The sequence below is a fragment of the Achromobacter dolens genome (assembly GCF_902859745.1).
GTDB lineage: Bacteria > Pseudomonadota > Gammaproteobacteria > Burkholderiales > Burkholderiaceae_B > Achromobacter > Achromobacter dolens.
Genome location: NZ_CADIJW010000018.1, coordinates 24,860 through 38,404, shown reverse-complemented (window position 1 = coordinate 38,404; position 13,545 = coordinate 24,860). Strand labels below are relative to the sequence as shown.

14 protein-coding genes are annotated in these 13,545 nt (G+C 68.6%); 7 read left to right on the top strand and 7 right to left on the bottom strand.

Features of this window, described 5'->3' with window-relative positions; translation table 11 throughout:
• Window positions 1-21: 21 nt before the first annotated feature.
• Genes HV783_RS14975 through HV783_RS14955 form a run of 5 tightly spaced genes read left to right on the top strand, consistent with a single transcriptional unit; the run spans window position 22 to window position 4,079 of the window.
• Entirely contained in the window at window positions 22-705 is a 684-nt protein-coding gene (locus HV783_RS14975) for an amino acid ABC transporter permease (RefSeq protein ID WP_020928763.1), read from the top strand.
• A gap of 10 nt (window positions 706-715) precedes the next feature.
• Complete coding sequence (locus HV783_RS14970; RefSeq protein WP_020928764.1) at window positions 716-1,375, top strand: amino acid ABC transporter permease; 660 nt, start codon at window positions 716-718, stop codon at window positions 1,373-1,375.
• Window positions 1,359-2,090 (top strand): amino acid ABC transporter ATP-binding protein, encoded by a 732-nt coding sequence (locus HV783_RS14965; protein ID WP_020928765.1) that lies wholly within the window; start codon window positions 1,359-1,361, stop codon window positions 2,088-2,090. Before HV783_RS14970 ends, HV783_RS14965 begins: the two co-directional genes overlap by 17 nt.
• Window positions 2,091-2,143: 53 nt before the next feature.
• Complete coding sequence (locus HV783_RS14960) at window positions 2,144-2,962, top strand: transporter substrate-binding domain-containing protein (RefSeq protein WP_175189398.1); 819 nt, start codon at window positions 2,144-2,146, stop codon at window positions 2,960-2,962.
• 13 nt (window positions 2,963-2,975) lie between these two features.
• Complete coding sequence (locus HV783_RS14955) at window positions 2,976-4,079, top strand: mandelate racemase/muconate lactonizing enzyme family protein (protein WP_175189397.1); 1,104 nt, start codon at window positions 2,976-2,978, stop codon at window positions 4,077-4,079.
• An 84-nt stretch (window positions 4,080-4,163) separates the two neighbouring features.
• Here the strand turns inward: HV783_RS14955 and HV783_RS14950 are convergent, their stop codons facing one another.
• Genes HV783_RS14950 through HV783_RS14935 form a run of 4 tightly spaced genes read right to left on the bottom strand, consistent with a single transcriptional unit; the run spans window position 4,164 to window position 8,449 of the window.
• Window positions 4,164-5,762 carry a GMC family oxidoreductase gene (locus HV783_RS14950; protein ID WP_175189396.1) on the bottom strand — a complete coding sequence of 533 codons (1,599 nt, stop codon included), beginning with the start codon at window positions 5,760-5,762 and terminating at the stop codon, window positions 4,164-4,166.
• Window positions 5,763-5,780: 18 nt separating this feature from the next.
• Entirely contained in the window at window positions 5,781-6,590 is an 810-nt protein-coding gene (locus HV783_RS14945; protein ID WP_054503003.1) for a shikimate dehydrogenase family protein, read from the bottom strand.
• Window positions 6,591-6,646: 56 nt separating this feature from the next.
• A complete protein-coding gene (locus HV783_RS14940) occupies window positions 6,647-7,633 on the bottom strand; it encodes a transketolase family protein (RefSeq protein ID WP_175189395.1) in 987 nt (328 codons plus the stop codon).
• Entirely contained in the window at window positions 7,634-8,449 is an 816-nt protein-coding gene (locus HV783_RS14935) for a transketolase (RefSeq protein WP_175189416.1), read from the bottom strand.
• Between the two features lie 177 nt (window positions 8,450-8,626).
• Between HV783_RS14935 and HV783_RS14930 the strand changes: the two genes are divergently transcribed.
• Complete coding sequence (locus tag HV783_RS14930; protein ID WP_006387160.1) at window positions 8,627-9,331, top strand: GntR family transcriptional regulator; 705 nt, start codon at window positions 8,627-8,629, stop codon at window positions 9,329-9,331.
• 9 nt (window positions 9,332-9,340) lie between these two features.
• Complete coding sequence (locus HV783_RS14925; protein ID WP_049073028.1) at window positions 9,341-10,408, top strand: glycerol dehydrogenase; 1,068 nt, start codon at window positions 9,341-9,343, stop codon at window positions 10,406-10,408.
• A 138-nt stretch (window positions 10,409-10,546) separates the two neighbouring features.
• Here HV783_RS14925 and kce read toward each other — a convergent pair whose 3' ends face one another.
• From kce to HV783_RS14910, 3 genes are read right to left on the bottom strand one after another with little or no spacing between them, the layout of a single operon-like run.
• A complete protein-coding gene (kce, locus tag HV783_RS14920) occupies window positions 10,547-11,482 on the bottom strand; it encodes a 3,5-dioxohexanoate:acetyl-CoA acetone transferase (protein ID WP_054417316.1) in 936 nt (311 codons plus the stop codon).
• Window positions 11,475-12,437 (bottom strand): 3-hydroxyacyl-CoA dehydrogenase, encoded by a 963-nt coding sequence (locus HV783_RS14915; protein WP_116791864.1) that lies wholly within the window; start codon window positions 12,435-12,437, stop codon window positions 11,475-11,477. Before HV783_RS14915 ends, kce begins: the two co-directional genes overlap by 8 nt.
• Window positions 12,437-13,219, bottom strand: a complete 783-nt coding sequence (locus HV783_RS14910) for an SDR family oxidoreductase (protein WP_026383327.1) — start codon at window positions 13,217-13,219, stop codon at window positions 12,437-12,439. Before HV783_RS14910 ends, HV783_RS14915 begins: the two co-directional genes overlap by 1 nt.
• Window positions 13,220-13,545 lie beyond the last annotated feature (326 nt).

Sequence of the window (13,545 nt, the reverse complement as noted above, 5' to 3'; positions counted from 1 at the left end):
CCGGCCCCAGGGAGCGACACGGTGAACTACACGTTTGATTTCGCCTCGGTGCTTGAACAGTGGCCCCTGCTCGCGCAGGGCGCGTGGGTCACGGTCAAGCTGTCGTTCTGCGCCACCGTGCTGGGGTTCATCCTCGGCACGCTGTGCGCGCTGGCGCGCAACAGCGGCATGGGCTGGCTGCGCGCCGTGGCCGGCGGCTATGTGGAACTGATCCGCAACACGCCGCTACTGATCCAGGCCTATTTCCTCATCTTCGGCCTGTCCAGCGCCGGCCTCACCATGCCGATCATGGCGGGCGCGGTGCTGGCGCTGGTAATCAACATTGGCGCCTACACCTGCGAGATCGTGCGCGCCGGCATCGAATCCATCCCCAAGGACCAGCTCGAGGCCGGCGAGTGCCTGGCGCTGTCGCGGCTGCAGGTGTTCTGGCACGTGGTGCTGCGTCCGGCGGTCGAACGCGTCTATCCTTCGCTGACCAGCCAGTTCGTGCTGCTGATGCTGGCCTCCAGCATCATGTCGGCGGTGGGCGCCGAGGAACTGCTGGGCGTGGCCAACCGCATCCAGTCGGACACCTACCGCAACTTCGAGGTCTTCATCGTGCTGTGGGGCGTGTACCTGGCGCTGTCGTGGCTGATGCGGCTGGGGTTCTGGCTGCTGGCCCAGGTCGTGTTCCCGCGCCGGCGCAAGCTCGGCACGCCGCTGTAGGGGACGCGCCATGGCTTTCTTCATTCCCGAACAACACGCCTGGTATCTGGTGGAAGGCGCCTGGGGCACGGTCAAGCTGTCGGCCTGGACCTTCGCCGGCGGCGGCCTGGCCGGCCTGCTGCTGGCGCTGGCCCGCGTCTCGCCGCGCCGCGCCCTGCGCGCGGCCGCCGCCGGCTACATCCAGGTGATCCAGGGCACGCCGCTGCTGGTGCTGATGGGCCTGTGCTTCTTCGGCCCCAGCCTGTTCGGCCTGGGCGAGCTGTCGGCGCTGGCCGCGGCCGGCCTGGCCATGACCATCTATTCGAGCGCCTTCCTGGGCGAGATATGGCGCGGCTGCATCCAGGCGGTGCCGAAGAACCAGTGGGAAGCGGCCGAATGCCTGGGCCTGTCGCGGCTGCAGCGCATGGCCAAGGTGGTGCTGCCGCAGGCGCTGCGCATCGCCACCCCGCCCACCGTCGGCTTTCTGGTGCAGATCATCAAGAACACCTCGATCGCCTCGCTGGTGATCGGCTATCCGGAGCTGGCCTACAACGCCAAGATCCTCAACAACTCGACCTTCCAGCCCTTCGTCTATTTCGGCTGCGCCGCCGTCCTGTACTTCCTCATGTGCTATCCGCTGTCGCGCTGGAGCCGTTCCTTGGAAAGGAGACTCAATGCATCCCGTCGTTGAACTGGACCAGGTCCACAAGCGCTTCGGCGGCACCCACGTGCTGCGCGGCGTGTCGTTTTCCGTCAACCGCGGCGAGGTCGCGGCCATCATCGGCAAGAGCGGCTCGGGCAAGAGCACCGCGCTGCGCTGCATGGACCGGCTCGAAACCACCGACGCCGGCACCATCCGCGTCTGCGGCCACGCGCTGCACGACAGCGACGGGCTGGACCTGCGCGCGCTGCGCAAGGACGTCGGCATCGTGTTCCAGAGCTACAACCTGTTCCCCCACATGACGGCGCTGCAGAACATCACGCTGGCGCCGCGCTCGGTCAAGGGCGTCAAGCCGGCGCAGGCGCGCGAACAGGCGATGCAGGCGCTGGCGCACGTCGGCCTGGCCGACAAGGCCGACGCCTATCCCGAGCAACTGTCGGGCGGCCAGCAGCAGCGCGTGGCCATCGCCCGCTCGCTGGCGATGCAGCCCAAGGTGATGCTGTTCGACGAAGTGACCTCGGCGCTCGACCCGGAACTGACCGGCGAAGTGCTCAAGGTGATGGAAAACCTTGCCGCCGACGGCATGACCATGATCCTGGTCACGCACGAGATGGCATTCGCGCGCGAAGTGGCCGACAAGGTCATCTTCATGCACCAGGGACAGGTCTGGGAGCAGGGGCCGGCCAGCATGCTGTCGGCCCCCGCCACGCCGGAACTGCGGCAGTTCCTGGGCAGCGGACTGTAGGGCCGCCGGCCCCGCCCCTTGCCCCGACCACAACGACAATGGAGACAACCCGCATGAACAAGTCCGTATTCCCGCCGCGGCTGCGCGCCGCTTTCGCCGGCCTGGCCCTGATCGGCGGCCTGGCCCTGTCCGGCGCCGCCCTCGCCGACCAGCTCGACGACATCATGAAGGCCGGCAAGCTGCGCGTGGCCATCGATCTGGGCGTGCCGCCCTACGGCATGAAGGATGCCGCGCTCAACCCCACCGGCTCCGACGTCGAGACCGCGCGCCTGCTGGCCAAGGGCCTGGGCGTGACCCTGGAGATCGTGCCCACCACCGGCGCCAACCGCGTGCCGTTCCTGCAGACCGGCAAGGCCGACATCGTCATCTCCAGCATGTCGGTCACGCCCGAACGGCAGAAGGTCATCGACTTCTCGGTGCCCTATGCCGCCATCCTGGCGGTGGTCGGCGCGCCCAGGGACATGAAGCTGACCAGCGCGGCCGACCTGTCCAACAAGAAGGTCATCGCCACCCGCGGCACCACCAACGACACCGAGCTGACCAAGATCGCCCCCAAGGACGCGCAGATCATCCGCTTCGACGACGACGCCACCTCGATCACCGCGGTGGTCAGCGGCCAGGCCGACATCTTCGCCACCGCGCCGGCCCTGCTGCGCACCATCAACGACAAGGCGCCGGCCAAGCAGATGGAATCGAAGTTCGTGATGCGCCTGAACATGCTGGCGATCGGCCTGCGCAAGAACGAGCCGGCGCTCAAGGACAAGCTGGACGCCTGGGTGCGCGCCAATCTCAAGAGCGGCGAGCTCAACACCATCTACAAGCAGTTCCACGGCGTCGACCTGCCGCAGGAAGTCGGCAAGGTCGGCGGCTGACCCAGGAGAACCCATGGCCCGCATCGCTTCCGTCGAGATCCTGCAGGTCGACCTGCAGCCCAAGGTCAGGCGCACCGACGCCGTGCAGAGCTTCGAGCGCCAGGAAACGCCGATCGTGCGCATCACCGACGCCGATGGCGTCACCGGCACCGGCTACAGCTACACCATCGGCACCGGCGGTTCGTCCGTGATCCGGCTGCTGGACGACCACCTGGCGCCGCTGCTCCTGGGCCGCGAGGCTGACGACATCGAACAGCTCTGGCGCGACCTGATGTACCGCGTGCACGCCACCACCGTGGGCGCGCTGACCTCGATCGCGCTGGCCGCCATCGACACCGCGCTGTGGGACCTGCGCGCGCGCCGCGCCGGGCTGCCGCTGCACCGGCTGGCGGGCGGCGCCAAGGCGGACATTCCGCTCTACACCACCGAGGGCGGCTGGCTGCACCTGGCGCCGCCGCAACTGGTGGAAGAGGCGCTCAAGGCGCGCGAGGCCGGCTTCGGCGGGGCCAAGATCAAGGTCGGCCGGCCGCACGTGGCCGAGGACGTGGCGCGGCTGTCCGCGGTGCGCGCCGCCGTCGGCGCGGACTGGGACATCATGACCGACGCCAACCAGGGTTTCTCGTTGCCCGAGGCGATCCGCCGCGCGCGCTGCTTCGAGCCGCTGGACCTGGCCTGGTTCGAGGAGCCCATCCACGCCGACGACGTGCAGGCCCATCGCCGCCTGAGCCAGTCCACCACCCTGCCCATCGCCGTGGGCGAATCGCTCTACAGCCTGTCGCAGTTCAAGGACTACCTGCAGAGCGAGGCCTGCTCCATCGTGCAGGTGGACGTGGGCCGCATCGGCGGCATCACGCCGTGGCTCAAGGTGGCGCACATGGCCGAAGCCTACAACGTGCCGGTGTGCCCGCACTTCCTGATGGAGATCCACGTGGCGCTGTGCTGCGCGGTGCCCAACAGCCGCTGGCTGGAATACATCCCGCAACTGGACATGGTGACCGAGCACGGCATGCGCATCGAGAACGGCCGCGCCATTCCGTCCGAAGATCCGGGCCTGGGCATCGCCTGGGACTGGGACCGCATCGGCAAGCTGACGCTGCACCGCAGCCGCCACGGCTGAGGGCGCGCGGCGGACGGCGGCCGCCCCGCAAACCGCGCCGGCCCGCGCACCCGGCGCGGACTTCTCCTTCGAGGTCGCCCTCCGTCACGCCGCCGCAACATCCTCCAGGATCATCTCGGCGCCGCGCTCGGCCACCATCATCACCGCCGCCTGGGTGTTGCCCGACACCATCTTCGGCATCACCGAGGCGTCCACCACCCGCAGGCCGTCGATGCCGTTGACCCGCAGGCGCGGATCGGTCACCGCGCCGCCATCCGAGCCCATGCGGCAGGTGCCGATCGGGTGATAGATGGTCTGGCCGTTGCGGCGCGCGAAGTCCAGCCATTGCTCGTCGCTGTCCACGTCTGGCCCCGGACTCATCTCGCGCTCGATATAGCGCCGCAGAGCCGGCTGCTGCACGATACGCCGCGCCACCCGCATGCCGCCCACCAGGCTGTCGCGATCGATCTGCGCGGACAGGAAGTTGGGACGAATCGACGGCGCGGCGAAGGGATCGGGCGACTTGATGTGAATGGAACCCGTCGACTCCGGCCGCAGTTGCGCCACGCCGATGGTCATGCCCGGCTCGCGGTCGAGGATGCGCTCAGCCGCGTTGGCGTAGCTGGCGTGCACGAAGAAGTACTGCACGTCGGCCGCCGGCAGGTCCGGCGCGCTCTTGACGAAGCCGTGCACCAGGCCCGTGCCCAGCGTCAGGATGCCCTTGCGGCGGGTGTAGTAGCGCGCCACCTGTTGCGCCAGGCGCCAGCCGCGCGACATCTCGTTGAGCGTCACGGTGTTCCTGACCCGCCAGTTCATGCGCGTGGCGAAGTGGTCGATGTAGTTCTCGCCCACCTGCGGCTGCGCGTGCACCAGCGGAATGCCGAAGGATTGCAGCAGCGCGGGATTGCCCACGCCCGACAGTTCCAGCAGTTGCGGCGACTGCACCGCGCCCAGGCACAGCAGCGTCTCGCGCCGCGCCCGCACGGTGAACTCCTGGCCATTCTTGCGGTAGGCCACGCCGACGCAACGCTTGCCTTCGAACAACAGCCGCGTCACGTGCGCGCCGCATTCCACCGTCAGGTTCTTGCGGCCGGCGGCGGGCTTGAGGTAACCGTCGACCACGCTCCAGCGGCGGCCGTGGCGCTGCACCACTTGGTAGTAGCCGACCCCATCCTGACGGCCGGCGTTGTAGTCCGGGTTGAGCGGCAGGCCGTCCTCCTGCGCCGCGCGCAGGAAGGCGTCGGACAGTGGAAAGCGCTCGGCCACTTCCTCCAGGTGCATCGGCCCGGACTTGCCGCGGGTCTCGCCGCCGGGCTCATAACATTCAATCTTGCGGAACACCCGCTCGGCGGTGCCGCCGCCCCAGCCGGTGGCGCCGGCGGCCTCCCAGCCGTCGTAGTCCTGCGGCCGGCCGCGCACGTAGATCATGCCGTTGATCAGCGTCGAACCGCCCAGGCCCTTGCCGCGCGGCACGGCGATGGTGCGGCCGTAGACGTTGTCCTCCGGCTCTGTGGCGAAGCGCCAGTTGTAGTCCGGGTTCACCAACAGCTTGGAAAAGCCCGCCGGGATCGAGATCCACATGCTGCGCGCCTCGTGCCCGGCTTCCAGCATCAGCACCCGGTGGCGGCCGTCGGCCGTCAGGCGGTTGGCCAGGATGCAGCCGGCGGTGCCGCCGCCCGCGATAATGAAGTCGTAGTCGCCCATCGTCTCGTCCGTCGCGCCTCAGCGTTGCGCGGCCGGCGCCACGCCCATCATTTCCGCCATCAGCTCGATCTGCCCGGCCAGCATCGGCGCGCCGTAGTGCACCTTGCAGCCGCGCGCCCGCGCCGCCACCAGCAGCGGCGTGTCGGCCGGCTGCATGATGACCTCGCACACCAGTTGATCGGGCGTCAGCCGCGCCGCGTCCAGCGGCAGCGCGTCGTCCGGCTTCATGCCGAGCGAGGTGCCGTTGACCACCAGGTCATGGCCGGACGGATCGGCCGTGCCGACCGTGATGTCGGCCCCGGGATGCAGCGACAGGATGCGCGCCCTCAGGTCCTCGGCCTTGGCCGGCGTGCGGTTGGCAATGGTCAGCCGCGACACGCCCGCCTGCACCAGCGCGAAGCCGATGGCGTTGGCCGCGCCGCCGGCGCCGGCCAGATAGGCGCGCTTGCCCTCGGGCGCCACGCCGTGCGTGCGCAGGCCGCGCACGAAGCCCTCGCCGTCCAGCATGTGCGCCACCAGGCGGCCATCGGCCTCGCGCCGCACCACGTTTGCCGCGCCGATCTTGCGCGCCACCGGCGTGGCCTCGTCGGCCAGGGCCAGGATCGCCGCCTTGTGCGGCATGGTGACGATCAGGCCGCCCAGGTTCTCCAGCCGGCGCAGCCCGGCCACCACCTCGGCCAGGTTGTCGGGCCGCGCATGGAACGGCACGCAGACGCCGTCAAAGCCGATGCGCGCGAAATGCTCGTTCAGGCGCTGCGGGGTTTTGACGTGGTAGATCGGGTCGGCCAGGATGCCGAACAGGCGGGTGTTGCCGCTGATTTCCTTCATTGCTCTGTCTCCTTGTCGGGGCGCCGGTGGCCGGCGCCCGTGAATGCTGGCACGCCCTATCGCGCGATGAGTCCGCGCGCCACCGCCTCGATGCCGGCGCCGTCGAGTTGGTAGTGCGCGTACAGCGTGGTGGGCGGCGCGATCAGGCTGTATTCGTCATAGATGCCATGGCGCCGCAGCCGCGTGCCGCTGCCGGCATCGGCCAGCACCTCGGCCACCGCCGAGCCCAGGCCGCCCATCACATTGTGTTCCTCCACCGTCAGCAGCGCGCGCGCCTGGCCAGCCGCGGCCAGCACCGCCTCGCGGTCCAGCGGCTTGATGGTGGGCATGTCGATCACCCCCACCGACAGGCCGTCCTCGCGCATCCGGGCGGCCGCTTCCAGCGCCGCGTGCAGCGTGATACCGCAGGCGATGATGTTCAGGTCGCTGCCGGTTGAGTGGACGATGGCGCGGCCGAACGCGAACGGCGCGCCGTCCTCGTACACCTGCGGGTCGCGGCCGCGGCCGATGCGGAAATAGATCGGCTCGGGCCAGTCCACCGAGGCCTTGATGGCGGCGGCCAGTTGCGGCCCGTCGGCCGGCGACACCACGGTCAGGCCGGCGATGGCGCGCATGGTCGAGATGTCCTCGGTGGCGTGGTGCGAGGCGCCATAGAAACCCAGGCTGATGCCGGTGTGATGGCCGATCAGCCGCACCGGCAATTTGGTATAGGCCACGTCCATGCGGATCTGCTCGCAACACAGCAGGCCCAGGAACGAGGCAAAGGTCGCCACGAACGGCATCGCGCCGGTGGTGGCCAGGCCGGCCGCCGCCGACACCATGTTCTGCTCGGAAATGCCGAACTGCACGTAGCGGTCGGGATAGGCCGAGGCGAAGCGGTTCAGGCCGTTGGAATACTGCAGGTCTGCCGAGCCGGCCACCACCGGATGCCCGGCCCGCGCCAGGTCGATCAGCGCGTCGGAAAGATACGACAGCCCGGGGTTCACCGCGTTCAGCGCGCGGTACTGCCAGGAATCGGGGGAAAGCGTCTGTGCCTGTGCCATTCAGATCTCGCGGGTCATGATTTCGTCGATGGCGGCCTGCGCGTCCTGCGGCGCCAGGTAGCCCAGATGCCAGCCGGGTTCGGTCTCCATATAGGAAACGCCCTTGCCCTTGATGGTTTTGGCGATGACGCAGGCCGGCCGCGCGCGCGCCTCGTCCGCGCGCAGCCGCCGCAGCAGCGCGGTCAGCGCCGCCAGGTCATGGCCGTCGACCTCGTGCACCTCCCAGCCAAAGGCCTGCCACTTGTCGCGCAGCGATTCCACGCCGATCACGTCGTCGACCTTGCCGTCGAGCTGGTAGCCGTTGCGGTCGATGATGGCCACCAGGCGCGACAGCTTGTGGTGCGCGGCGAACAACGCGGCCTCCCACACCTGCCCTTCCTGCATCTCGCCATCGCCCAGCATCACGAACACGTTGAAATCGCGCTGGCTCATGCGGCCGCCCAGCGCCATGCCGGCGCCGTTCGAGAGCGCATGGCCGATGGAGCCGGAACTGAAATCGACGCCCGGCACCTTGGTCATGTCGGGATGGTCGCCCAGCGGGCTGCCCAGGCTGGTGTAGCCGTCCAGCAGTTCATGCGGAATGAAACCGTGGTCGGCCAGCACCGGGAACAGGCCCACGGCCGCGTGGCCCTTGCCCATCAGGAAGCGGTCGCGATCCGGCCAGCCAGGCTCGCCCGGCCGCAGCCGCATCACGTCGTAATACAGGGCGGCAAAGATCTCGGCGCACGAAAAGACCGAGCTGTAATGCCCGACCTTGGCGATCTCGATCAGCCTGATGGTCTCCAACCGGATGTGGCGGGCCTTTTCCCGCAGCATCCGGACCTCGTCTTCGCTTGGGTCTCCCCGGTCCTGGCGCATGGCGTCTCCTTCGCTTATCAGAATATATGATATATAATATACCCATCGCGCTTGAATTGGCCAGGGCGGGATAGAATTCAGCCGGGCGCCGTTTCACGGCCTCCGCCATTCCATCGAACCCAAGCCTCGACCGTCATGCCCAGCCTTAAACCGGTAAAAAAAGAGAACCTCTCCGTCAAGGTCTACAACGAGATCCGTAACGCCCTGATCAACGGGCAGTACGAACCCGGAGAGCGCCTCATCATTGGCGAGCTGGCCCAGGAAATGGGCGTCTCGATCACGCCCGTGCGCGAGGCGATCTTCCGCCTCATCAGCGAACAGGGCCTGGAAATGCAGGCCGCCACCGCGGTCTACGTGCCCTATGTCAACTCGGAAAAGCTGCGCGAGATCCAGCAGATCCGCTTCCACCTGGAAGGCATGGGCGCGGCCGAGGCCGCCAGGAACATCACGCGCAAGCAACTGGACAACCTGATCGCGCTGCAGAAGGACTTCATCTCCTGCACCTCGACCGACCCCAAGCGCGCCAGCTACCTGAACCGCAAGTTCCACTTCGGCATCCTGGAAGCCAGCAACAAGCCCATCCTGCGCAACACCGTGGAATCGTTCTGGGTCATCACCGGCCCGATCCTCAAGGTGTTCCACATCAAGACGGCCGGGCTGGACTACTCCCAGGACGAACACCGCCACGAGGCCGTGCTGGCCGCGCTGGAAGCGCGCGACCCCGAAGCCGCCACCAAGGCGATCCAGGCCGACCTGGTATGGGGCGGCAAGATCATGATCGACTGGCTGGTCGAACGCGAAAAAGAACTCGACTACCGCCCGCCCGGGCCTCGCAAATAGGAAGACTCGATGCTGAAGATTTTCGGCGCTCCCGGCCGCTACATCCAGGGAGCCGGCGCGCTCGACGCGCTGGGCGGATACGCCGCCCTGTTTGGCCGCCGCGCCGCCCTGGTCATCGACCGCTACGTGCAGGGCGTGCTGGGCCCGAGAATCGAGGCATTGTGCGGCGCCCACGGCGTGGCGCTGACGGCCCTGCCGGTCGAGGGCGACATCACGCCCGAATCGATCGCGGCGCTGCGCGCGCAGGCCGCGGCCGCCGGCGTCGACATGGTGATCGCGGTGGGCGGCGGCAAGGCGCTGGACGCCGGCAAGGCGGTGGCCAAGGCCGAGCACTGCCACCTGGTCACGGTGCCCACGGTGGCCTCCAACGACGCCCCCACCAGCAAGAACTACGTGCTGTACGACGCCCATCACAACCTCCTGGCGGTCGAGCACATGCTGTTCAACCCCACCATCGTGCTGGTCGACACCGCCGTCATCGCCACCGCGCCCGCGGCGTTCTTCCGCGCCGGCCTGGGTGACGCCATCTCCAAGAAATTCGAAGCCGAACAATGCGCCCGCAACGGCGGACGCAACATGTACGACGGCGTCCCGCCGCTGACCGCCCAGTTGATCGCCGACGGTTGCCTGCGCACGCTGCTGGCCGACGGCGCCGACGCGCTGGCGGCGGCCGGCAGCGGCCAGCCCACGCCCGCCTTCGAGCGGGTGGTGGAAGCCATGATCCTGATGAGCGGCCTGGGCTTCGAGAGCGGCGGCCTGTCGATCGCCCACGCCCTGACGCGCGGCCTGCCGAAGATCGCCGGCCTGGCCAGCGCGCCGCACGGCCTGCAGGTGGCCGTCGGCCTGCTGGTGCAGCTCGACCTGGAGGCGCGCCAGGACGGCATGCTGGCCACGCTGACGCAGTGGTACGAACAGGTGGGGCTGCCCACCACGCTGGCGGCGCTGGGCGCGGCCGCGCCGTCCGACGCCGAACTGGCGCGCGCGGCCGAGCTGACGCTGGCCGCGCGCCATGCCGCCAATTTCGATCGTCCGCTGGACATCAAGACCCTCGTCGCCGCCTTGCGCCGCCACGCCTGACGCCCCGCCGCTCGCGCTGGCGGCGTCCCGCGGGCGGCGCCCGGGAGCGCCGCGACCCGCATCCGGCGGGCCGCGCGCCGCGCCATCGGCAGGGGCATCAATCCGGCGGCGGCGCGCACGCCCTTGCCCGGCCTGGCGTCAGAAAGCCACGTTGTCGCCGCCCTTCAGGCCCAGCTTGGCGCGGGTATCGGCGGGCGTGGCCACTTCCAGGTTGAGCGCCTCCAGGATGGTGCGGATGCGCTCGACCTGCGAGCGGTTCGACTCGGCCAGTTGGCCCGGCCCGATCCACAGCGAATCCTCCAGACCCACCCGCACGTTCGAGCCCATGGCCGCGCCGATGGTGGCCAGCGGCATCTGGTTGCGGCCGGCGCCCAGGATCGACCATTCGTATTCGTTGCCAAACAGGCGGTCGGCGGTGCGCTTCATGTGCATCAGGTCTTCGGGGTGCGGGCCAATGCCGCCCAGGATGCCGAACACCGACTGGATGAACGGCGGCGACTTCACCAGGCCGCGGTCGACGAAATGCGCCAGGTTGTACAGGTGGCTGATGTCGTAGCACTCGAACTCGAAGCGCGTGCCGTTGGCGTTGCCCAGCTCCAGGATCGACTCGATGTCCTGGTAGGTGTTGCGGAAGATCAGCGAGCGGCTGTTCTCCAGGTGCTCGCGCTCCCACTCATGCTTGAAGTCCTGGAAGCGGCCCAGCATCGGGAACAGGCCGAAGTTCATCGAGCCCATGTTCAGCGACGCCAGCTCCGGCTTGAAGGTGGTGGCCGGCCGCATGCGTTCCTGCACCGTCATGTGCGGACTGCCGCCGGTGGTGATGTTGATGATGGCGTCGGTCTCGGCCTTGATGCGCTTGAGGAACGGCTCGAACAGCGCCGGGTCCTGCGACGGCTTGCCGGTTTCCGGGTCGCGCGCGTGCAGGTGCAGCACGGCGGCGCCGGCGCGGGCCGCGCCGATGGCGGCCTCGGCGATCTCGTCGGCCGTCACCGGCAGGTGCGGCGACATGCTGGGGGTATGGATGGCGCCCGTCACGGCGCAGGTGATCACGACCTTCTGTTTCGGCTTAGCCATTTTCGTCTCCGTTGTCTTGCTGTTGCTTGTGGCGCATCAGGCGCATCAGTTGTTCGTCGCGCCAGTAGCGGCGCGTCGTCAGGTCTTCGGCGGGCAGCAGGCCGCGCCGTTCGGCCGCCAGGGCCTCGACCAGCGCGCCGTCCCAGGGCACGGGTTCGCGCTGGCTGGCGCCGATGGATTGGTACAGCCCGCCGTAGCGCGCGCAGTAGTCGGCAAGGCCGCCGGGCGCGTTCAGGTCGATGGTCTCGAACGGCCCCATGAACGACCAGCGCAGGCCCAGGCCGTCCTTGACCGTGGTATCGATGTCCTCGGCGCTGGCGATGCCGGCGGCGGCCAGGCGGAAGGCCTCGTGCAGCAGCGCGCCCTGCAGGCGGTTGAGGATGAAGCCCTCGATCTCGCGCCGCATCGTCACCGGCTTCTGGCCGATGTCCAGCATGATGTCGCGCGCCGCCTGCATGGCGGCCTCGCTGGTCCAGGGCGCCGGGCACAGCTCCACCACCGGGATCAGGTACGGCGGATTGACCGGATGCGCCACCAGGCAGCGCGCCCGGCCGGGCAGGCCTTCGGTGAATTCGCTGGCGGGAATGCTGGACGTGGAACTGCCGATGATGGCGTCGGGATCGGCCGCCGCGTCCAGTCGCGCGAACAGCTCGCGCTTCAGATCCCGCCGCTCGGGCGAGTTCTCCTGGATGTAGCGGGCGCCGGCCAGCGCCTCGGGCAGGCTGGCCGCCACTTCGATGCGGGCGGCGGCCGCCGCCGCGTCGCGCAGCAGGCCGTGCGCCTGCAATGCATCGAGCTGGCGCCGGATCAGCGCGCCGGCCTCGGCCAGCATGGCGGCGTCGACGTCGTACAGCCGCACCTGCCAGCCCTGGCGCGCGAACACGATGGCCCAGGCCTGGCCGATCAGGCCGGTGCCGATGATGGCGGCGTGGCGCCGCCGCGGATCGGCCGCCATCAGTAGAGCTTCTGCGTGAAGCCGTCCACCACGATGGCCTGCCCCGTGACGCTGCGGGCGGCCTCGCTGGCGTTGAACAGCACCATGTTGGCAATGTCGCGCGCCGTGACCATGCGGCCCAGCGCGGCCTGGTTCTCGTAGAGCGCGGCGATTTCCTCGACCGGCTTGTCCAGCGTCCTGGCCTTGGCCTCGATCACGGCGCGGATACGCGGGCCTTCGACCGCGCCCGGCAGGATGGCGTTGACGCGGATGCCGTGGCCGCCCAGCTCGATCGCCAGCGACTTGGTGAAGCCGATCACCGCCCACTTCGAGGCCGAATAGACCGAGCGTCCGGCAAAGCCCAGGTGGCCCGCGGCCGACGACAGGTTGATCATGACGCCGGCGCGCGACTGCTTGAGCAGCGGGATGGCCTGGCGCGCGCACAGGAACTGGCCGGTGATGTTGACCGCCAGGGTGCGGTCCCAGTCGGCCTTGGACAAGGTCTCGACGAAACCCGTGGGGCCGGCCACGCCGGCGTTGTTGACCAGGATGTCCAGGCCGCCCAACTGCTGGCGCACGGCATCGAACAGGGCGGCCACGCTGTCTTCATCCGACACGTCGGCATGCACCGCGCGCACGCCGGGCAATTCGGCCGGCAGCGCGGCCAGCCGCTCGCGGTTGACGTCGCACACCAGCACCGACGCCCCCGCGCGGTGGAACACCTGCGCCATTTCCAGGCCCAGTCCATCGGCGCCGGCGGTGATGAGTACCTTTTTTCCGGCGAAATCCACTTCCTCGAACATGCTCTTTGTCTCCTGGATTCTTATGCTCAAACGCCTTTTGATCATATAGGATATATGATTCAAAGGGGAACTTTCTTGCCAGCAAAGCAGCCATGAAAAGGTCCGCGAAACAGCGCCCGGACAGCGGAATTTGACCTGTCACGCAGGCGAAAACTGCCCGCAAACGCTTTATTCATGCGGCTTGAGGGAAATCCCCGATTCAGCCGGCCAAGTCCGGCACTAGAATCCAGGACGAGGTTCTCACACCCCGCCGGCGCATATATCATATATTCAAAAACAGACGGACGACTCAGACAACAGTCCGCATCCAAACCCACAAAGGAGCG